The organism is Bordetella genomosp. 8 (assembly GCF_002119685.1).
In the GTDB taxonomy this organism is placed as follows: Bacteria; Pseudomonadota; Gammaproteobacteria; order Burkholderiales; family Burkholderiaceae_B; genus Bordetella_C.
In genome coordinates this window covers 5261129-5281916 of record NZ_CP021108.1, presented here as the reverse complement: position 1 = coordinate 5281916, position 20788 = coordinate 5261129, and the positions used below count along the sequence as shown (strand labels likewise).

Below are 20788 nucleotides of genomic sequence, written 5' to 3'. Positions count from 1 at the left end.
ATTGGTTGCGAAGCGCAACTTATAGTGGATGCCGCTGAACGGCGCGGGGTGGACACCATGGACGTCATCGAAGCGTTGAGCCAGTCGCGCGAACAGACCATCAGGCAGGTGCGCGAACTGTCGCGCAAGCTGGTGCGGGAGCTGGGCTTCATGCGTCCGCATCTTGCCGACAGCGGCCTGGCGCCTTCCGCGGTGCACGCCATCATCGAAGTGGGCTTGACGCCTGGCATACAGGCGCGCGACCTGGCCGCCTTGCTGCGGCTGGATAAATCCAATGCCAGCCGGCAGGTCGCCAAGCTGGAGGCCGCCGGCCTGCTGCGGCGGGAGAGCGATCCGGACGATGCCCGGGCGGCGCGGCTGTATCTGACGCGCCAGGGCGCGGCGCTGCGCGCGCGCATCGACCGGTTCGCGACCGATCAGGTGTCGAAGGCGCTGCGGCAGTTGGCGCCGGTTGATCAGCAGGCGCTGCTGCGCCTGCTGGCGCTGTATGGCGAGGCTTTGTCTCGCGACAATCCGAATATGGCGGGGGTCGCGGATGGCGACGATGGCATTCCTGAGCCATCCGTGGAGCGGGCCGCGGTCACGGCCGATGTCCGGCGGCGGGAAACCGGCGTGGAAGCCGCCAGTAACGGCGAAGGGCACATCGTCGAAGGTTACCTGCCTGGCTGCATCGGCGATGTCGCCGCCCTGCACGCCCGCTATTACGCCGAGACCGTAGGCTTCGGCGTGTTCTTCGAGCGCAAGGTAGCAACGGAGTTGGCGGCCTTCGCGGAATCGCTTCCCGCGCAAGGCAAGGGGATGTGGCTCTATGTCGAACACGGCCGGGTGCTGGGATCCGTGGTGATCGACGGCGACATGGACACGCGGGAAGCGCATCTGCGCTGGTTCATTGTGGACGGCGGCCTGCGGGGCAGGGGCGTCGGCCGCGATCTGCTGGCGCGGGCCATGGCGTTCGCGGACGCATGGTACGACGAAACTTATCTATGGACCTTCCGCGGCCTGGATGCCGCGCGGCATCTGTACGAATCCGTCGGCTTCCAGCTGGCGGAGGAAACAGCCGGCTCGCAATGGGGCGAGCCGGTCACGGAACAGCGCTTCGTCCGGCGCAAGCCCGCCGCGCTCGGCTAGGCGGTCCGCGCCCGCACACCGCCGCCGACTACGCGCTTTGCGCCGGGAACACTGCCGCCGGCTACGCGCCCTGGGGCGATACGCCCAGCCTGCGATCGGGGGCATCGGCGCGCACGCGCCGCGCCGCGTCTTCCTGCCGCCGAGGGCCGGGCAACGATGCCACGTGCAAGGTGCGCATGGGGTGAGCGAAGCGTACGCCCAGGTCTTCGAAAGCCTGCATCATTTCCAGGTTGATGGCCTGCTGGATATCCATGTACTGGTTGTAGCCCGGGTCCAGCACGATATACACCGTCTCGAAATCCAGCGAGCTTTCACCGAAGCCCTTGAAATGCGAGCGGTCGAAGCGCGTCTTGTCCTGTGCGCGGATGATGCGTTCGACTATGGCAGGCACTTCGCGCGTCTGTTGCGCGGTGCAGTCGTAGCTGAGGCCGAACTGGAAAACCACCCGGCGCTCGCGCAGGCGCTTGTAGTTCTGGATGGTGGCCGTCAGCATGCTGGCGTTGGACATCACGATCTGTTCGCCGCCCAGGCTGCGGATGCGCGTCGTCTTCAGTCCGACGTGCTCGACCGTGCCGGCCAGCGTGCCCACCACGATGAAGTCGTTGACCTCGAAAGGCTTGTCGATGGCGATCGACATGGACGCGAACAGGTCGCCCAATATGTTCTGCACGGCCAGCGCCACCGCGATGCCGCCCACGCCCAGGCTGGCGACGAAGGCGGTGATATTGACGCCCATGTTGGACAGCATCGCCAGCAGTACGACGGCCCATAGCAATACCTTGGCGCCCCAGATGGACAGCGCCGCCAGCGCGGTGATCTGGCCGCCCTGCGGTTCCGCATGGCGATGGAAATAGTGGCGCATGCCCAGCACCATGGCGCGATGCGCCCACAATGCGATCTGCAGGATGGCGACGACGAACCACAGGCCGTCGATGCGGCCGGCCCAGCGCGCGGGCATGTCCAGCACGCCCGCGCCGATCAGCAGGGCGGCCAGGGCGAGCAGCATATTGCTGGTGCCCGCAACGACTTCGGCGGCGACCGCGCTGAAGTGCGCGCCTGCCGTGTGCGCGCGAGCCTGGAGCTTGCGCCGTGCGAAGCCGACCGCGATGCGCGCGACGGCGAACGCCGCGCAGGCCGTCGCGAAGGCGATGATCCAGTTCAGCAGCGGGATGTTCAGGAAAAGCGTATCAGTGAAAAACGCACCGAAAACGTTGTCGGTCATGCGGATCCTCCTCGTAGGTCAGGGCCTGATCGACGTTACAGGGTAACAGCGCATGGCGATCGACACAGCCGATGAGCACGAAAACAGCGCATCGGGTGCGTGCTATTGCCTTGGACCGCGCTCAGTCGCGATCGGGCGCGCCCAAGGGGAACCATGCGCGGTACGGGCGGGCTTCCTCGACCGCACGCGCGAATGATGGATAACGCAACAGGCGCTGGCGGTAGGCGCGCACGTGCGCGCAACGCGCCGGTATCGGGTGCGTCCAGTCGGCGTAGAACAGGAAGGGCGCCGCGCCGCAATCGGCCAAGGTGAATCGCTCGCCGGCCGCCCATGCGCGGCCGGCCAACTTCCGGTCCAGCCAGGCATACGACGTGTCCAGCATCGCGCGGGACTGCCGCACGCCATGGGGATCGCGCGACTCCACGGGGCGCAGCTCGTTGAAGACGATCTGCATCTGCGGCGTCGCGACGTAGTTGTCGAAAAATCGGTCCATGAAGCGCGTTTCCAGCGCTGCCTTGGGGTCCTGCGGGATCATCCGCGACCCGCTGGCGTGATACAGGTCCAGGTATTCGATGATGCAGCTCGACTCGATCACCGTACGATCGCCGTCGACCAGCACGGGAAAGCGCTGCATCGGCCACAGCTCCGCCAGGCGCCGGCCCGCCGGACTGTCAGGGCCTTCAATGACATTGCGTTCGAATTCGATGCCCAGGTCGTACAGGGCGATGAGCACTTTCTGGCAATAGGACGAGAACGGATGGAAATACAGCTGCAGCGCCATTGCGACTCCTCGCGTGGTGCGGCACGAGCGGGATTTCGCGCCGTCCTGCCACGACGAATGAGAGGGGCCGGAATCGACATGCCGCGGGGTAATGGCGACCGGATGCCGTCGGCGGAGCAGGCAACGGGAGCGCCGTTGTCACTGATCCGCGTCGTCACCCGTCCATTCGGCGACGAATTCGTCGCGGAAGCGGCGCAGGCGGGCGGCGCGGGTTTCGGCGATGCGGCGGGCGGCGGCGGTGTGCAGGGTGGCGGGCAGGCGCAGCAGCTTGGCCTCGATGTGGTCGAGGGCGTATTGGGTGTCGTCGAGCGGGCGGCCGACGGCCAGGGGGTCGGTGCCGTGGGCCAGGGGACGGCCCAGTTGGCCGCCGACGTGGAACATGCGGGCCAGGCCGATGGCGCCCAGGGCGTCCATGCGGTCGGCGTCCTGGACGATGCGGGCTTCCACGGTGCGCGGCGGGATGTCGGCGGAGAAGCTGTGCGCTTCGATGGCATGGGCGACGGCGGGCAGCTTGTCGGCGGGGAAGCCGGCATCGGCCAACGCGCGGGTCGCCTGGGCGGCAGCCATGACGGATGCCTTGGAACGTTCGGGGTGGTTCTTGGGCAGGTTGACCAGGTCGTGCAGGAAGCACGCGGCCAGGACGACGAGCGCGTCGGCTTCAGGATGGTCGTCCAGGATGCGCCGCGCCACCGACCATACGCGTTGCAGGTGATTCAGGTCATGCGCGCCATCGTCCGCCGCAGCGGGGGCGGCGATCTCCGCCAGGCGCGGTTTCCAGTAGGCAAGCAGGTCTTCGTCCATTCAATCCATCACCATCCCGCGGCATAGGCCGGCCGCCGCGGATCGGCGCCGCCCCAGCGGATGCCGGTTTGCATATCATGCCGCACCGCGCACATCGCGCCGGCGCGCCAGTTGCGATCCTGCCACCATTTTACGGAATGGCCCATGGCGGCCAGCCGGTCGCCGACTTCCTTGGGGATCAGGTCCTCGATCATCAGCCGGCCGGGCACCGCGGTATGCGGTTCGAACGACGAGGGGAAACTGAAGCTGGCGAAGCGGGGCGCTTCGATGGCCTGCTGCAGCTCCATCCCGAACACCTCGATATTCAGGAAGGTCTGCAGCATGGCCTGCACCTGCACGTCGCCGCCCGGCGTGCCGAAGGGCATCACGTAGCCATCGGGCCGGATCGCCATGGAAGGATTGGGCGTCAGGCGTGGACGCCGGCCCGGACCGACCGCGCAGGGATGGCCGGCCTCCGCCCAGGACTGGCTGCCACGGCCCGACGCGATCAGGCCGGTGCCCGGTATCACCGGGGAGTTGTAGGAGCCATCGCTGGGCGTGGCGGAAAAGGCGTTGCCATGCTTGTCGACCACCGCGACGTACGAGGTGTCCAGGCGCGGATCGGTGCGTGCCGTATCGCCCGGCCCTGCTTCCCGAAGCTCGATCTCGCGGGCGCTGGGCAGGCGGCCGGCCGGCGGCATATCGGGGCCGGCGCGATCGGGGTCTATCATCGCCAGCCGCTGCCGCGCGTACTCCTTGGACAGCAGCGCCTGCTGCGGCACGTCCGTGTGGCGCGGGTCGCCGTAATGCACCTCGCGATCGGCGAACGCCAGCTTGATGGTCTCGGTCAGCAGATGCACATAGGCCGCCGAGTTGTGGCCGAGCGACTTCAGGTCGCGCGGCTCCAGGATGTTCAGCATCTGCAGCAGCGACGGCCCCTGGCACCAGAAGCCGCAGCTGTGCACGCGGGTCCCGTGGAAATCCGTCACCAGCGCCGGGTCGACCTCGACGCGGAAATCGCGCAGATCCTCATGCGTGACCAGGCCGCCTTCCTGCTTGTGGTAGTTGACGATGGCGGCGGCGATGTCGCCTTCGTAGAAGGCTCGGCGCGCGGCGGCCAGGCCCGCCAGGCGGCCCTGGCCCTGATGCGCGCGCTCTTCGTCGGCCAGGTATTGCAGGCTGCCCGCCAGGTCGGTCTGGCGGAAGATGTCGCCGGCGCGCGGCGGCTTGCCGCCGGGCAGGTAGACGGCCGCGCTGGAAGGCCAGCGCGCGTAGTTCCTGGCGTTCTCTTCCAGCACTTCGGCCATCAGCGAGTACATCACGTAGCCATCGCGCGCCAGGCGGATGGCGCCCGCCGCAACGTCGCCGAAACTCATGGTGCCGAAACGCTCCAGCGCGGTGATCCAGGCGTCCGGCGCGGCGGGAATCACCGTACGCAATACGCCCGCCGGTATCGTGCCCTTGTGCTTCTGCAGGAAATCGTCCAGCCGCGTGGCCTTGGGCCAGTAGCCCAATCCGGAAATGCTCCACACCTTGCGGGTGTCGGCCTGGTAGACCAGGATGGGCGCCACCCCGCCGAAGTTGACGATGTCGCTCTGCACCACGCCCAGCGCGATGCCGGCCGCCACGCCGGCGTCGACGGCATTGCCGCCCGCCTGCAGGATGTCCATGCCCGCCTGCGTGGCCAGGTAATGGCCCGCCGAGATCATGTGGTTCAGTCCGGTCAACGTCGGCCGCATCGAGAGCGGCGCGCTGCCGGCGGTCAGGTCCGGGGCATAAGAGGTGGTTGCCATGCTGTTCTCCTGCGCTTGCATTGCGCGCGCGTCACGCTGGGTCGCGATGTTGTCCAGTGGATCACTGCGGCTGGATGCCCAGCCTGTCGGTGACCGTTTTCCACTTCGTATATTCGGCCTGGATGTAGTCCTTGAACTCCGCCGGCGTGCTGCCCTGAATGATGACGTCGCGCGCCTCCATGGCGCGGCGCACTTCCTCGCCTGTCAGCGCTTGCTTGGTCGCCTTGTACAGCGCGTCGACGATGGCGGGCGGCGTGCCCTTGGGCACCAGCAGGCCATACCAGGAGCCCCCGACCAGTTGCGGGTATCCCGCTTCGACGGTAGTGGGGATATCGGGGGCCCGATCGAGCCGCTTCTTGCTGAAGATAGCCAAGGCCTTCAGCTTGCCCGCATGGATCAGGGGCAGCGTGGTGCCCGGGGTATCCAGCGTGTATTGCACCTGTCCGGCGATCGTGTCGTTGATCAGCGCCGAGCTGCCCTTGTAAGGCACGTGCACCGTCTTGATATTGGCGTCCTGGTTCAGCACCTCGGCAAAGAAATAATTCGCCGTGCTGATGCCGGGCGACGCATAGTTCACCTGGCCGGGATGCGCGCGCGCGTACTCGACCAGCTCCGGCAGGGTATTGGGCGGAAAGGCGGGATTGGCCACCAGGATGAACGGCCCGCCGCCGATCAGCGTCACGGGCACCAGGTCCTTCAAGGGATCGTAGGTCAGGCCCTTGATCGTCAGCGGCGCGCCGGTCAAGGGCGAACCGGTCGCGAACAGCACGGTATAACCGTCAGGTTCGGCGCGCGCCACCTGCTGCGCGGCGATGGTGCTGCTGGCACCAGCACGGTTTTCGATGATGACCGACTGGTGCAGCACCTTGGTCAGCTGCTGGGCCAGCACGCGCGCCACGGTATCCGTGCCGCCGCCGGGCGGATAGCCGACCATCAGGCGTATCGGGCGCTCGGGCCAGTCGGCCGCCCGGGCCGATGGCGTGTGGGCCACGCCCAGCAGCATGGCGGCGGCGAGCAGCGCCGCCCAGCCTTGCCGCTTCGATACATGCTGTCGGACGGCGGATGAAACGCGCCGTGCCGCCGCGCGCCAGGAAGAAGGTACAGAACTGGTCATTCGAACAACCCCTTGAAGCGTTATGCCGTTATCGCCTTATCGCCTGCCGTTGTGCGGCCTGTCCCTGCCCTCGCGCCTGTCGCGGCTACTTGTTCTGCGCTAGCCCCAGCTTGCGCACGATGTCCGCTTCCAGCGCATACTGCCTGGCCGCATAGGCGGCGTAGTCCTTGCCGTCCATGTAGACCAGCTCCTGGCCGTATTGCGTGAGCACCTGCTTGAACGGCTCGGATTCGGCCACCTGCTTGAATACGGTCTGCAGCTTCGCCACCACGGGCGCCGGCATGCCCTTGGGGCCGGCGATGCCGAAGGGCGCATTGGCCGGCGGCGTGCCGTCCAGTTCCTTGAGCGTGGGCACTTCGGGATATTGCGCGCTGCGGTGTTCGCCCCACGTTACCAGCATGCGCATTTTTTTCGCCTGAACGAGCGGCTGCACCGTGGTCGATCCGGCATAGGCGGTGACCTGGCCGCCCATCACCGCGGTCAACACATCCGATTCGCCCTTGTAAGGGATGTGCCGCCACGTCACGCCGTTCCGCGTGGCGATGTCTTCCATCATCACGTTGGAGGCGCTGCCCACGCTGGCGGTCCCGTAGGTGACTTCATTCGGATGCGCCTTGGCGTAGCCGATGAAATCCGCCCAGGTCTTGAACGGCGAGTCCACCGGCACGGCCACGCCCAGCGTATAGCCGCTCAGCATCATGATGTAGGTGAAATCATGCACCGGGTCGTAGCCCATGTCCTGGATGTGGGGCATGCGGAACACCGGACTGGGCAGGACGGCCAGCATATAACCGTCCGGCTTGGCCGTCTTGATGGCGCGCGCGCCCAGCGTCGCGCCGGCGCCGCCGCGATTTTCGATGACGATGGCCTGGCCCAGCCTGGGCGCCGCCAGCTCGGCGAACTTGCGGATGACGATGTCGGTCGAGCCGCCGGCCTGGTAGGGCACGACGATGTGCACCGGATAAGCCGGATAGTTGTCGGCGGATTGCGCCGACGCGGGCTGGGCCAGTTGCGCGAGCAGCGCGGCAGCGCCCATGGCGATGAACGCCGTGCGACGCAGGCCGCGCGCGATCGATCTGGAGAATGCGGTCATGTGGGTCCCCCCTGTGGACTTTTGGATGATGGCGCCGGCGCGTCAGGCGGTTCTCCAGCTCTGCGCGAAGGCGCGCTGGAAGTTGCCGCCCAGCACGCCCATGATCTGCGTGTCGGTCAGGCCCGCGCGGTGCAATGCATGCGTGAACTCGGGAAACTGCGCCGGCGTGGGCGTTTCCACCGGATAGCGCGCTTCCATGACGTCGCCGAAGGCGTTGGAGAAGTCGCCGCCCGAGGCCGCGTACTTGGTGCGCGACATCACCATCACGTGGCGCACCGCCTCATACGTATCCACCGCCGGAAAATCCGTGCCGATGCCGACGTGCTCGTAGCCCACCAGCTGGCCGATATGACGGACATTGGCGACGAAGTCCTCCATGGTCGGCTGCTGCTTGGGATCGCCGCGCCAGCTCAGATAGGCATGGATGCTGCAGCCGATCACGCCGCCGGTATCGGCGACGGCCTTGATCACGTCATCGGATTTATTGCGCGGTCGCGGGATCACCGCATTGGCGTTGGCATGCGTCAGCAACACCGGCTTGCTGGAATGCCTGGCGGCATCCAGGCAGGTCTGGGGTGCGCAATGGCTCAGGTCGATGGCGACGCCCACGCGGTTCATCTCCTGGACCATCTTGATGCCCAGATCGCTCAGGCCGGCGTTGCGCTTCTCCAGGCAGCCGTCGCCCAGCAGGTTGGCTTCGTTGTAGGTCAGCTGGATGACGCGGATGCCCAGGGTGTGGAACAGGGCCACGCGATCGATCTGATCGCCCAGTGGCCGACCGTTCTGCCAGCCCATGATCAGCCCCAGCTTGCCGGCCTGCTTGGCGCGCGCGATGTCCTCGGCGTGCTCGACCAGCAGCCATGGCGAATCCGGCGCGGCGCAGCGTTCGCGCCAAACCATCGCGTCTTTCAGCGCCTGCTCGAAATCCGAACCCATGTCGGTGACGGTCAGGTTGATGGCGCTGACGCCACCCGCGAGCATGTCGCGCGCGCTGCCATCGCTGAAGAAAACCAGGCCGTCGATGATGGTGGATCGCCGGTGCAGGTCGTTGATGTTGTCCATGTCGTGGTTCCGTGATCGGGAGGATGGTGTGTTCGTGGTCCTGGTGTGGCGGCCGCGCGGCGCTACTCGGCGTAGCGGCCAAAGCGGAACGGCCGCAGATCGACGGCGGGCTGCGTGCCCTGCATCAGCTGCGCCATGGCTTCGCCGACCGCCGGACCGATGCCGAAGCCATGCCCGGAAAACCCGGACGCCAGGTACAGGCCCGGCAGCCCAGGGACGGCATCCATCACGGGCATCGCATCGGGCGTCACGTCGATGTAGCCGGCCCAGGACTGTGCGATCCTTGCCTGCCTGAAAATGGGAAAGGCGTCGGACAGCCGCTGCCAGGCCTGCTGCACGCCAGCGCGCGAAGGCAGCGGATCCAGCACGCGATGGCATTCGAATGGCGACACGCGGTCCGCCGTGAAGTGCCGCGGCGTCGCCAGTTCTTCGAAGAAGCGCTTGCCGAAACGCAGCCGCACGAAGGTATTGTTGGCCAGCCAGGGGCGGATGAAATGCCGCATCAGCCGGAAGCTGTCCGGCACCAGGTCCGCCATCGAGGCGCCGAACTGCGACACTGTATAGCCGCCGTCGGCGCGCTTGCGGCAGGTGAAATCCTTGCCGTTGATGGCCGTGGTCAGGCCGGCGTCGAAGGGCTGCGTGCGCAACACCGATCCGCGCACCTTGAGCTGCGGAAAATTCGCGCCGAGGTTGCCGCAGAACAGCCGCGACCACGCGCCCGCCGCCACCAGCACGGCCTGCGCGGCGACGCGGCCGTGTTCCGTGATGACCGCGGATACCCGTCCCGCGGTACGTTCGATGCCGCGCACGGCGCAGTGTTCGCGGATGATGGCGCCGTCCTGGCGCGCGAGCGTGGCGATGCCCTGGACCGCGATCCGCGGTTCGGCCACGCCATCGGTGGCGCTGTACATGGCGCCGGTCCAGGTGCGGCCCGATTCCGGCAGGTGATAGAGCGTCGCGCGCCGGTCCAGCTGGATGGCGTCGACGCCGTAGGTGCTGGCCCTGGCCATCCAGGCCTCATGCGCGGCGGCGTCGGCCTCGGTTTCCTGCAGGTAAAGCATGCCGGTGCGCCGGAAACCCACGTCGATGCGGGTCTGGATGTCGCCCCACAACTGGTTGGCGCGTATCGCCAGCGGGACTTCGGGCAGGTCGCGGTTCAGCGTGCGCACCCAGCCCCAGTTGCGCGAGGACTGCTCGCAGGCCAGCGTGGCTTTCTCGAACAGGGCGACCCGCATGCCGGCGCGGGCCAGCGCATAGGCCGTGCCGACGCCGATCACGCCGCCGCCGATGATGGCGACGTCGACGGAGCCGGGCAGCGGGGAAGACTGTCCGGCCTGCTTTTCTTCTGAATCCAACGGTGGCCTCGGTGCTGAATGATGCTCGCGTGTGTATTATCGCTATGCGATAATGAAATCCGTATAGCGATAGTTATACCGCGCGGATGTCCCGCCCAACAACGTAAGGGTTTCCCTAGCCCGATCCAGGAGCCGCCGTGGCCGAGTCTTCCGCCTTGTTGATCCAATCCCTGGAAAAGGGCCTGGCCGTGCTGGAGTGCTTCCGCGCGCATGCGTCGATGAGCCTGCAGGAAATTGCCAAGGAAAACGGCATCACCATGGGGTCGGCGCAGCGCGTCGCGCATACGCTGGAACAGACCGGCTATCTGACGCGCGATCCGCGCAGCAAGCGCTACAGCACGACGGTGAAGGCGGTGGGGCTGGGCTACAGCTATCTCTATCGCCAGCCGCTGTTCCAGCACGCGCATGCCGTCATGCACCAGCTGAACCAGGAGTGCGGCGAGATCGTCAACCTGTCGGTGCCGGACGACCAGGACAACATGGTCTTCGTCATGCGCGTCGCGCCGGCCAAACATATTCCCGTCTATATGCCGGCCGGCACGCGGATTCCCTGCGTTGCCTCGGCCTCTGGTCGAGCGCTATGGGCGCACCTGCCGCCGGCGGAGCTGGACAGGAAGCTGCGCGCTGTGGCCCGTATCAAGCACACGCCCCGCACAACCACCGATCCGGCCGAACTGCGCGCATTGATAGACGAGGCGCGGCGCGATCATTACGCCTATGCGGATGAAGAGTTCTATTCCGGGGATGTGAACGTCGCCGCGACGATATTGGGCGACGCCGGCGAACCGGTCGCGGCGGTGAATATCTCGGTCCCCAAGCCGAGGTGGTCGCTGGAGCGAGCGCGGGCTGAGCTGGGACCGCTGGTGATGCGCGCGGCGCGGGCGATCGGCAAGCACACCTGAGCTGTCGTTGTATGTTGCAGCGGTGTCGAGAAAACAGACTGTATAGCGGCTTGGAACATGGAAGCCTCCTCGTCATGGGGTGACTCAGGCCTGTCTCAAATTCAGCGGTCGTTCGACGTGTGTCGAGCAGCGCGCTTCATGGAACCGGGTCATGTCTGTTTGCTTTTCCCTCGCCGGGCTTCACGCACCGTCCTATCTCATCTCTGAAAACGTATATACAATATGTATATACGTTCCTATAATGCCCAACCGGGTTCGGCGGAGGTCCGCGATGGCGATCACCAAAAAAACCAAAGTGTTCAAGTCGGGCAACAGCTGGGCCGTGCGTTTACCCTCCGGTTTCAGCTTCACCGCGGAAACGGTCTACATCACTCGCGACGATGCCACCGGTGCTGTAACCATCACGGAACAGCCGCATGCCTCCGCGTGGGATGCCTTCTTCAAGCTGCGAGACGAAACCTTGGTACCGGCAGACTACATGGCGGACCGGCCTCTCAACCAGCCGACCGTCCCAGGCGGCATCTTCGATGACTGGAAAGAGTGAACATGTCCGGCACGAAGTCCCCGCTGTTCATGTTGGATACGGACGTATGTAGCTATTTGATCCGCGGGCATAGTCGCTCGGTGGATGCTCGTTTTCGTAATACGAACCCTGACCGGGTTTGTATTTCAGTCATCACTCGTGGAGAACTCCTCTACGGCATCGCACGCAGGCCCGATGCGAAGCGATTGGCGCTATTGGTCAGTCGTTTCCTGGATGCGATGCCCGTCATCCCATGGGAGTCAGGCGCTGCCGATGTTTACGCCAACGTGCGAGCGCAGCTGGAAGCAGCCGGTACGCCGATCGGATATGCGGATACCATGATTGCTGCCCACGCAATCGACTCGAACGCTGTGCTGGTGACCAATAACGCGAGGCACTACGAGCGTATAGATATAACGGGCTTCAAGTATGAAAGCTGGGCCGGAGACCCGCCCTGACCGGCAGCTCGGCCCGCGTTTTACTTCAGCCTACCGCCTCAACGAACTTCTCCACGCTGATATTCCGCCCGCACAACACCACTGCGACTTTCTTGCCACGCCATTCGTCCTTGCGCTGCATCAGCCCGGCCAGCGCCACGCCGGCTGCGCCTTCCACCATCCAGTGATCGGTTTCCGCGACGGCGCGCATCGCCTTGGCGATTTCTGTTTCGGAAACCGTGACCCGGTCGTCGATGACCTGTTGGCAGATGGGGAAGGTGATGGAGCCTTCTTCCACGGCGCCGGCGGTGGCGTCGGACAAGGTGGGTTGTTCCTCGACGTCGACGATGCGGCCGGCTTCCAGGGCGCGCAGCATGCACTGGGAGTTTTCCGGCCAGACGCCGACCACGCGGGTTCGGGGCGACAGGTGCTTGATGGCGGTTCCCAGGCCGCTGACCAGGCCGCCGCCGCCCACGCATACGAATACCGCGTCCAGCACGTCGGCGCCGGCCTGTTCGGCGATCTCGACGCCGATGGTGCCTTGGCCCGCGATGATGTGGAAATCGTTGTAGGGCGAGATGTACGGAATGCCATGCTCGGCGCCGTAGCGGCGCGCCTGCCGTTCCGCTTCGATGGGCGGAGCGTCCACGATGACGAGCCGGGCGCCCAGCCTTTCGATGGCGTCGAGCTTGCCGCGCACGGCCGTGGCCGGCACATAGACCGTGACCGGTACGCCGGCCCGCGCCCCCGCCCATGCGGCCGCCATGCCATGATTGCCGGTCGACGCGGTGACCACACCGGTCTTGCGCGCGGCTTCGCCCAGAACGCTGATCTTGTTGGTGGCCCCGCGCACCTTGAAGGCCCCGATGGGCAGCAGGTGGTCGCACTTGAGCCGGACGTCGCAGTCCAGCGCGGCGGACAGGGCGCCGCTGCGTTCCAACGGGGAAAACGGCACGTGCGGGCGGATGGCGGCATGGGCGGCCATGATGGCGGCGGACAAGTCCTGCATGGAATGCTCCTGGGCAGCGCGATAGGATAGTAGTGAAAGCAAATATTAGACGATAAAATCCAATTTGGAAAAAATGTCAGGGGACTGGATTGACGAAGACGACGGCGGCAAGAGCAGCACCGGCATCAACGGAAGCGTCGGCGGCAGGCGCGGCGCCACGCGGCAAGAGCCCACGGCGGGCGCCGGCCGGCCCCGCCGGTGCGTTGCGGCCCTACTACGTCGTCGCCGACGCGCTGGCCGCGCTGTTCAGTCCTTTCGTGGAAGCGGTCGTGCACGATATGCGCACGAACAGCGTGGTCTACGTCGCGCACCCGTTCTCGCCGCGCGCGGCCGGCGATCCTTCCGATCTGGATGAAGTGGATTTCGCGCCTGACGCATCGGTGATCGGTCCCTACGAGAAAATCAATTGGGACGGCCGTCGCATCAAGTCGGTGACCGCGGTGCTGCGCGATGAGCAGGATCGCGCGATAGGCCTGCTCTGCGTGAATGCCGACGTGACGGAATTCGATGCGGTGCGCCGCATGCTGGACGGCTTCCTGCGCGTGCCGGACCAGCGTCCGCGTCCGGACGACCTGTTCCGCAACGATTGGCACGAACGTCTCAATCGCTATGTGGCGGACTGGATCGCGGCGCACAACACCACGGTGGCGCGGCTGGATCGGGAGCAGCGGCGTAGCCTGATCGAGGACCTGTATCGCACCGGCGCGTTCGAAGGCAAGCGGGCGCCGGCCTATGTGGCCGGCGTGCTCGGCATCAGTCGCGCGACGGTGTATGCCGAACTGGCGGCGCTCAAGGGCACGGCTGCTTAGGCGTCGTCGCCGTCACGCGCGCTGCACGGCCGGCGTCTGCCCGGAACCCAGATCCCAATACAGGCCCGTCATCAGCCGCAGGCCCTCACGCAGCAGCTCTGGCGGCAGGTGTTCGTTGGGCGCATGCTGCGCGCAGGAAGGATAGGAATGCGGAACCCAGATGGTGCGCAGGCCCAGGACGTCCGTGAAGATGTCGTTGGGTAGCGAGCCGCCCAGGTTGGGCAGGATGGCGGGTTTTTTACCGCCTGTCTTCTCCAGGGACTCGACGGTCCACCGCACCCAGGGATCGTCGGGATCCAGGCGCGTCGCCGTGAACATGCTCTCGCGCGTCAGGGTCAGTTGGACCATGGGGAAACCGTGGCGATCGAGATGCCGCCGCAGCGCGGGCAGCAGCTCGTCGGTATCGACGCCGACGACGAAGCGCAACTGGCAGCGCGCCCAGGCGCGCGGCGGGATCGCGTTGACCGGCGTTTCCGGATTGCCGGTCTTGAAGGCCAGGACCTCGAAAGAACACCAGCCATAGACCTGCTCGGCCGGCGTCAGGCCCGGCTCGCCCCAGTCCGGGTCGATGGCGGGGCCGTCCGCGCCGCCATCGACGTCGCAGTCGGCCAGCACGCGCCGCACCGATGCGGGCAGTTCCTTGGGCACCCAGGCCGGAATGCGGATCTGGCCGGTAGGGGAGACGATGCAGGCGATGGCATGCGCCAGCTGGATGCCGGGGTTGGAGAGCAGGCCGCCCCAGTTGCCGGAATGGTGCCCGCCTTCGCGGGCCTCGATAGTCATGTCGAAGTTCAGGCCGCCGCGCGCACCCAGGAAGACGGTCGGCCGTTCCGCGCGCAGCCGCGGGCCGTCCGATGCGATGAGCAGGTCTGCCGCGAGCAGGTCGCGGTGGTCTTCGCAAACCTGGCGCAGGCCGGGCGAGCCGTTTTCCTCGCCCATCTCCACCAGGAACTTGGCATTGAAGCCGAGCTTGCCCCGGGTGTCGAGCACGCTGCGCAGCGCTTCCATGTTGACCGTATGCTGGCCTTTGTTGTCGGCGATGCCGCGGCCATACCAGCGACCCTGCGATTCCGTCAGTTGCCAGGGCGACAGGCCTTCGCGCCACTCGGCATCCAGGCCCCGGATGACGTCGCCGTGCCCGTAGCCCAGCACCGTGGGGAGCGCGGGGTCCTCGATTCTTTCCGCATACAGGAAAGGCGCGCGCGCCTTGGGATGCGTCAGCGTGCGGCATTCGAAGCCCATGGCCTGGAAGGCGGGCCGCATTTCCGTATCGAGATAGGCGGCCAGGTCCGCGGCGCGATCCGGGTTCTGGCTTTCGGTGGGCATGGCGATACGGCGGGCCAGGCATTCGCGGAATCCGCCGGATTGGAAGTAGTCGTCGGCGCGGGCGATCGCGGCGTCGCGGGTCATGGGGCGTCCTTTGGGTAGGCGTGTGGCGCGCGCTCGCGCGTGCAATCGTGCAAGTCGTCGAAATCGCGCAAGTCGTGCAAGTCTTGGAAATCGAAGGCCGCACGCTCGTGCAGCCGTCCGAATAGCCAGACGTTTGTACCAGAGAGCGGCCACGCGCGCGATAGGCGTAAATCTCTATCGCCGCATGCGCGCCATCCACCGCATCCGCTATCTTCAGGCGCCCGGAACCGGCGGCGCCGATCGCTTACGTAAGCGCTCCGTAGCGCGTGGCTGGAGGAGCCGGCATGTATTCCAATCAGATCCCATCCGGTGGGACATCGATCTTTCCAACGGCGCCCACGGGCGTGGGTGGCTCATTACGAACAGCTCAGCGTCGCGTGGCGCGCGTGGACCTGCCGCCACGATGGTGCACGGCGGTACTGCCATCCAGGCTGCTGGCCGGGATACCCTCCATATCTCCGAGACCGAAACCGTCTGGAATAGCTGCCTGGTGCTGGGGGATGCCAAACGCCCCGCCATGCCCGACGAGCAGGCCCTGTCGTCGTCCTTGTATTTCGATTCGATCCTGCTGCAGGCCGAGCCCGGGCCCAGCCAGGCGGCGGCCTTCCTGGCGCAGAAGCAGGTGGACCAGCAACCATTGACGACCCTGTTGTCGCGGCTCGATAAGTCGGCCACGTTCAAGGTGCTGCTACGCCGCGCCGTCGAGGAAAACGTACTGGCCCTGTCCGGCCCGCGGCGCTGGCTGGTGGCGCTGGTGTCGCCCGGCGGGCATCGTGACGGGATGGCGTTCTACGGCGGCGGTGGCGGGACAGGGACGACCGGCATCGCCTTCGGCGTCGATCGCGCCAGTCAGTTGATCACGCTGCCTTTGCGCGATGACAGGCCGGTGGGGAATTTCCTGCATCTGTTCGCCGGCGGGCGCCTGTTGCCCCTGGACCCGGTCTGTCATGCGATCAGGGCGCTGGTATCGGTCCTGACCGAAGCCGATCCGCAAAGCCCCGCCGCCTGGATGGGCGCTGGCGGCCGCATCGATCCGCAGCGCATCGTCGACCTGGGCGCGGGCGAGCGCGGCGCGGTGGATTACCTGTCGCAACGCATACTCGCGGAACTGGGCCTGGAGTGCCGTTGGCTGTCGCCACTGCATTTCATTCCGGGCACGACGGACGCCATCGCCACGGGCGCGCCGCTGGCGTGGCGGCCGGGCGCCGCGATGCGGCAGGCGCTGGACGCGATAGGCGGCGTGGAGGCCCTGGATCAATACGTTGCATGGCAGAACGTCTACCTGGAAGAACAGTTTCCGCTGGGCCGCTAGGTCCAGGTCCAGGTCCAGGCCCAGGTCCAGGCCCAGGTCCAGGTCCAGGCCCAGGTCCAGGTCCAGGTCCAGGGTCCAAGTCACGAGGATGAATACGGGGCGATGCCGACGAGCAAACCCACCTGCGTTACCTGCGTTACCTGCGCCAGGCCGGATCGCGTCGCGCCATCCGGTCCCCGGTGCCACGCCGTCCATGGGCTAGCATAGGCACTCGCCGCCGCTCTGCGGCGTTCCGGTCCGGAGCCAACACAGCATGAACGCCACACCCCCCACCGCGGCGGCCGATCCAGGTCCGCTCAGCGATACCGCCATCGACGCCTTGCGCGCCCGCACGCCGGGCACGCGCACGACGGTGCACTTCAATCACGCGGGTTCGTCGCTGCCTTCCGTCGACACGCTGGAAGCCATGCGCACGCAGATGTGGCGCGAGGCCGAGATGGGCCCGATCGAAGCCGGCGCGGCGGCCCGCGAGCAGGCGGAACAGGCGCGCATCCTGGCGGCGACGCTGCTGCATGCGCGACCCGCGGAAATCGCATTGACCACCGGCAATTCCGTGGGCTGGGGCAGCGCCTTCGCGGGGCTGGGGGATTGGAAGCCCGGCGATCGCATACTGGTCGCGCGCCATGAGTGGGGCGGCAATATCGCCGCGATGCACGTGGCCGCCGTGCGCCACGGCGCGCGCATCGAAACCATTCCGTCCGACGATACCGGCATGGCGGACCCGCGCGCGCTGGAGGCCATGATCGACGAACATGGTGGCGAACGCGTGCGGGCGATCTGCGTGACCTGGATGCCGGCCAACGGCGGCCTGATCAATCCCGCGGCCGCCATCGGCGCGGTGGCGCGCCGCCACGGCATTCCGTATTTCGTGGATGCCGCGCAGGTCCTGGGGCAACTACCCGTCGACGTGAATGAAGTCGGCTGCGACGTCCTGACCGGCGTCGGCCGCAAGGCGCTGCGCGGCCCGCGCGAAACGGGGCTGCTGTATATCCGCCAGGACTTCCTGCCGCGGCTGAGCGCCACGCTGGCCGACACGCACACCGCGCCGCTGGACGACGATGGCCTGCCCGTGATGCGAACCGACGCGGCGCGTTTCGAGCCTTCCGAACGATCCTACGTACTGCGCTGCGGGCTCGCCAACGCCCTGCGCGAAGCGCTGGATATCGGCATCCACAACATAAGGGCACGCGTGGACCGCAATGCGCGAGCCCTGCGCGGGCTGCTGGCGGACATCCCGGGCGTCGACGTCCTCGACCAGGGCCTGGACCCGCACCGCTCGGGTCTGGTGTCGTTCGCCGTGGCGGGACGCGATGTCGCCGCCGTGATGCGCGAGCTGGCCGGGCAGGGCATTTCCATCAGCGGCAACGGTCCGGCCTATACGCCGCTGGATATGCGGGCGCGCGGCCTGGCCGAGATCGCCCGCGCGTCGGTGAGCTACCTGACCACCGACGACGAGATGGACAGGTTGGCCGAAGCCCTGCGCGCATTGGCGCGGACGGCTTGACCTGGCAGGCTCAGGCCGCGGGGTCCGTCTCGAGCGGCCGCAGCCGTGCCTGGTCGCGGAAGGCCATGGGGCTGTACCCCGTCCAGCGCTTGAAGGCCCGCTGCAAGGTGCGGGCGTCGCTGAATCCGCACTCCAGCGCGATCTGCTGGACGCTGCGCGTGGAGTGCGCGACCAGCGCCAGGGCGCGCGCGCGGCGCTCCTGGCATAGCAGTTCGGCATAGCTGCTGCCCCGTTCGGCCAGTCGGCGGCGCAGCGTGCGTTCGCTGATGTGCAGCGATGCGGCGATCGCGTTCAGCGGCGGCGGCGCGGCCAGGTCGCGCCGGATGGCCTGCACCACGCAGGCCTGCATCACGCAGACGCCGGATGGCGTGGCGGCGCGTGCCAGTTCGTGCCGTACCTGGCGCAGTACCACCGCGTCGGCGCTGCGCACGGCATAGGGCTCGACGGGAAAATAGATGCGGTTTTCGGCGCTGCCGAAACGGACCGGGCAACGAAAGACCCGTTCATAGACCGCGCCATAGGACGGCCGCTCCCTCACCAGGTCCACCCGGTTGGGGTTGAAGTGCGTGCCCACGACCTGGCGGCCGAGTTGCGTCAGCGACGCCAGGGCCTTGTCCACCAGGAAGATGGCCACGTCGCGATCGGCGACGGGCGCGCGCGCCACCAGCCGGAAAGCCTGGCCGGTTTCTTCGCCATGCAGGCTGGGCAGGCAGCCGGCGTGGTGCTGGTGCTCGATGGCGAAGTCCAGCAACTGGCGCGAGGACGCGCACGCCATCAGGCCCAGCGTGACCAGCCCCCAGGAAACGATGTTGACCCCGGCGCCCATTTCCAGTCCCAGCGCGGGATCGCCCAGCACGGGCAGGGCTCGCCGGATCAACTGCGTCGCCTGCCTGCCGGAAACGAAAAACCCGTCCTGCTCCAGGTCGTCCGGCCCGAAGCCCAGGCCGTCGCACAGCGGGCGCGGGTCCCTGCCGCGCCGTGCCACTTCGCTCAACAGCTGCCGCAGGGTGACGGGGCGGATGGTGGGCACGGCCGGGTGCGCCACCATCCCCGCCATCATGCCCGCGGCGGGCGGGAGCAGGGCGGGGAGGCCGGGGCCGGGAGGCTGGCCCGGTGGGGGTTCAGTGCTACTGAGCATCGTCATCGCCAGGGAATTGCGGCTGTAAACCACCAGCCGCGTATCAGTACGCCACTGAAGCTGCGCCCGATAAGCGCGCCGTTCAATTGTTAACACATTTGAACAAAAAGACAATGTTGGCCGGTGGAGTGCCCTAATCTGGCCGGCCGTGCCCTTAGGCTTGCGCCCGCGCTGCCGTTGTTCCTGTACAACCGCCAACCCCGGCGGACCTTCCGACGGACGCCTGCTACATGAATATCGCCGGATTCTCCTGGTCCTCCGCCGCCGCGCCGGTGCTGGGCATTGCGGGCGGCGCCGCCACCGCCTGGGCGGGCGCCTGGGCCACCCAGCCCCTGGCCGCGGCCGGCGCCCTGGTCGTGGCCGGCTTGCTGGCGGGCTACGCGGCCCGACGCGGCGCTGGCAGCCAGGACCTGGACGTGGACGCCCACGTGCAAAACCTGGCGTCCTTCTGCGGCGACCTGGCACCAGTGTGGTCGCGCCAGATCGAGTCGTCGCGCACCCAGATGGAAACCGCGGTCACCGCCCTGAGCATGCGCTTCGGTGAAATCTCCACGCGGCTGGACCAGACCCTGAAGCTGTCCACGCGCGACAGCAGCGGCCATGGCGAATCGGCCGCCGGCGTGTCGGCGCGCAGCGCCGAGCAGTTGCACACCGTGGTGGACCAGTTGAGCGCGAGCATGAAGACCAAGGTCGAGCTGCTGGGCAAGGTCCAGGGCCTGAAGGGCTTCGTCGACGAGCTGCAGGGCATGGTGCAGGCCATCGGCCAGATCACGCAGCAGACCAATCTGCTGGCCATCAACGCCACCATCGAAGCCGCCCATGCCGGCAGCCTGGGCCGGGGCTTTGCCACGGTGGCGCAGGAGGTGCGCGCCCTGTCCAAGCAGTCGGGCGAGACCGGCGCGCGCATCGCCGAGAAAATCGCCTTCATCGGCGACGCCATCGTCGCCACCTGCGCAGCCGCGGAAGAGTCCACCCGCAGCGAGCAGGCCGCCATCGCCGCGTCGGAAGGCACCATACAGGAAGTCCTGGAACGGTTCCGCTCCTTCGCCGACGGCCTGGGCCGGACGACCGACCTGCTGCGCGAGGAAAGCCAGGGCATCCAGGAAGAGGTCAGCCAGGCGCTGGTGCAGCTGCAGTTCCAGGATCGCGTCGGCCAGGTGATGTCGCACGTCGGCGCGAACATCGAGCGGCTGCCCGCCGTCATGCAGGACTATGGCGAGGCCTGCGCGGCCGCCGGCGAATTGCGGCCGCTGGACGCGGCGCCGCTGCTGTCCGAGCTGGAGCGCACCTACGCCATGGCCGACGAGCGCGACATACACCAGGGCGCGGCCCCATCGCCGGCCGCAAGGACGACCCAGTCCGCCCCGGCGGCGGCGTCGACGGACATTACTTTTTTCTGAATCCCGGGCCCGTTGC

General features: G+C 67.1%; 19 protein-coding genes. 8 read left to right on the top strand and 11 right to left on the bottom strand.

The window, feature by feature from the left end; genetic code table 11:
- Positions 1-57 precede the first annotated feature (57 nt).
- Positions 58-1128, top strand: coding sequence for a MarR family winged helix-turn-helix transcriptional regulator (locus CAL12_RS23845; protein ID WP_086066872.1), 1071 nt, complete (start codon positions 58-60; stop codon positions 1126-1128).
- Between the two features lie 61 nt (positions 1129-1189).
- On the opposite strand, the gene CAL12_RS23840 is transcribed toward CAL12_RS23845, so the two are convergent.
- From CAL12_RS23840 to CAL12_RS23805, 8 genes are all read right to left on the bottom strand, one after another.
- Positions 1190-2350: a mechanosensitive ion channel family protein gene (locus CAL12_RS23840; protein WP_086066871.1), complete on the bottom strand. Its 1161-nt coding sequence runs from the start codon at positions 2348-2350 to the stop codon at positions 1190-1192.
- 121 nt (positions 2351-2471) lie between these two features.
- Positions 2472-3131 carry a glutathione S-transferase family protein gene (locus CAL12_RS23835; protein WP_086066870.1) on the bottom strand — a complete coding sequence of 220 codons (660 nt, stop codon included), beginning with the start codon at positions 3129-3131 and terminating at the stop codon, positions 2472-2474.
- A gap of 138 nt (positions 3132-3269) precedes the next feature.
- On the bottom strand, positions 3270-3932 hold the full coding sequence (locus CAL12_RS23830) for an HD domain-containing protein (RefSeq protein ID WP_086066869.1): 663 nt from the start codon (positions 3930-3932) through the stop codon (positions 3270-3272).
- 8 nt (positions 3933-3940) lie between these two features.
- Positions 3941-5704: a gamma-glutamyltransferase family protein gene (locus tag CAL12_RS23825; RefSeq protein ID WP_086066868.1), complete on the bottom strand. Its 1764-nt coding sequence runs from the start codon at positions 5702-5704 to the stop codon at positions 3941-3943.
- Between the two features lie 61 nt (positions 5705-5765).
- A complete protein-coding gene (locus CAL12_RS23820; protein ID WP_086066867.1) occupies positions 5766-6818 on the bottom strand; it encodes a Bug family tripartite tricarboxylate transporter substrate binding protein in 1053 nt (350 codons plus the stop codon).
- An 85-nt stretch (positions 6819-6903) separates the two neighbouring features.
- Positions 6904-7911 (bottom strand): tripartite tricarboxylate transporter substrate binding protein, encoded by a 1008-nt coding sequence (locus CAL12_RS23815; protein WP_086066866.1) that lies wholly within the window; start codon positions 7909-7911, stop codon positions 6904-6906.
- Positions 7912-7953: 42 nt separating this feature from the next.
- Complete coding sequence (locus tag CAL12_RS23810) at positions 7954-8973, bottom strand: dipeptidase (RefSeq protein ID WP_086066865.1); 1020 nt, start codon at positions 8971-8973, stop codon at positions 7954-7956.
- 62 nt (positions 8974-9035) lie between these two features.
- Positions 9036-10328, bottom strand: coding sequence for an NAD(P)/FAD-dependent oxidoreductase (locus CAL12_RS23805; protein WP_086066864.1), 1293 nt, complete (start codon positions 10326-10328; stop codon positions 9036-9038).
- 137 nt (positions 10329-10465) lie between these two features.
- On the opposite strand from CAL12_RS23805, the gene CAL12_RS23800 reads away from it, so the two are divergent.
- The 3 genes from CAL12_RS23800 (at position 10466) to CAL12_RS23790 (ending at position 12211) form a co-directional block, all read left to right on the top strand.
- The gene (locus CAL12_RS23800; RefSeq protein WP_232464615.1) at positions 10466-11230 is read left to right on the top strand and encodes an IclR family transcriptional regulator; all 765 of its coding nucleotides are present in this window, start codon (positions 10466-10468) and stop codon (positions 11228-11230) included.
- Between the two features lie 271 nt (positions 11231-11501).
- Positions 11502-11774: an antitoxin gene (locus CAL12_RS23795; RefSeq protein ID WP_086066863.1), complete on the top strand. Its 273-nt coding sequence runs from the start codon at positions 11502-11504 to the stop codon at positions 11772-11774.
- Positions 11775-11776: 2 nt separating this feature from the next.
- Positions 11777-12211 carry a type II toxin-antitoxin system VapC family toxin gene (locus CAL12_RS23790; protein ID WP_086066862.1) on the top strand — a complete coding sequence of 145 codons (435 nt, stop codon included), beginning with the start codon at positions 11777-11779 and terminating at the stop codon, positions 12209-12211.
- A 25-nt stretch (positions 12212-12236) separates the two neighbouring features.
- Here the strand turns inward: CAL12_RS23790 and CAL12_RS23785 are convergent, their stop codons facing one another.
- The gene (locus tag CAL12_RS23785; protein WP_086066861.1) at positions 12237-13199 is read right to left on the bottom strand and encodes a threonine/serine dehydratase; all 963 of its coding nucleotides are present in this window, start codon (positions 13197-13199) and stop codon (positions 12237-12239) included.
- 89 nt (positions 13200-13288) lie between these two features.
- Between CAL12_RS23785 and CAL12_RS23780 the strand changes: the two genes are divergently transcribed.
- Positions 13289-14008 carry a helix-turn-helix transcriptional regulator gene (locus CAL12_RS23780; protein WP_086066860.1) on the top strand — a complete coding sequence of 240 codons (720 nt, stop codon included), beginning with the start codon at positions 13289-13291 and terminating at the stop codon, positions 14006-14008.
- 12 nt (positions 14009-14020) lie between these two features.
- Here CAL12_RS23780 and CAL12_RS23775 read toward each other — a convergent pair whose 3' ends face one another.
- Entirely contained in the window at positions 14021-15418 is a 1398-nt protein-coding gene (locus tag CAL12_RS23775; RefSeq protein WP_086066859.1) for a M20 family metallopeptidase, read from the bottom strand.
- Positions 15419-15821: 403 nt separating this feature from the next.
- Here CAL12_RS23775 and CAL12_RS23770 point away from each other — a divergent pair, with 403 nt between their 5' ends.
- Positions 15822-16730: a hypothetical protein gene (locus CAL12_RS23770; protein ID WP_086066858.1), complete on the top strand. Its 909-nt coding sequence runs from the start codon at positions 15822-15824 to the stop codon at positions 16728-16730.
- Positions 16731-16983: 253 nt separating this feature from the next.
- The gene (locus CAL12_RS23765) at positions 16984-18234 is read left to right on the top strand and encodes an aminotransferase class V-fold PLP-dependent enzyme (protein ID WP_086066857.1); all 1251 of its coding nucleotides are present in this window, start codon (positions 16984-16986) and stop codon (positions 18232-18234) included.
- 10 nt (positions 18235-18244) lie between these two features.
- Here the strand turns inward: CAL12_RS23765 and CAL12_RS23760 are convergent, their stop codons facing one another.
- The gene (locus tag CAL12_RS23760; RefSeq protein WP_198298314.1) at positions 18245-19372 is read right to left on the bottom strand and encodes an AraC family transcriptional regulator; all 1128 of its coding nucleotides are present in this window, start codon (positions 19370-19372) and stop codon (positions 18245-18247) included.
- Between the two features lie 230 nt (positions 19373-19602).
- Here CAL12_RS23760 and CAL12_RS23755 point away from each other — a divergent pair, with 230 nt between their 5' ends.
- The gene (locus CAL12_RS23755; RefSeq protein ID WP_086066855.1) at positions 19603-20772 is read left to right on the top strand and encodes a methyl-accepting chemotaxis protein; all 1170 of its coding nucleotides are present in this window, start codon (positions 19603-19605) and stop codon (positions 20770-20772) included.
- Positions 20773-20788: the final 16 nt, after the last annotated feature.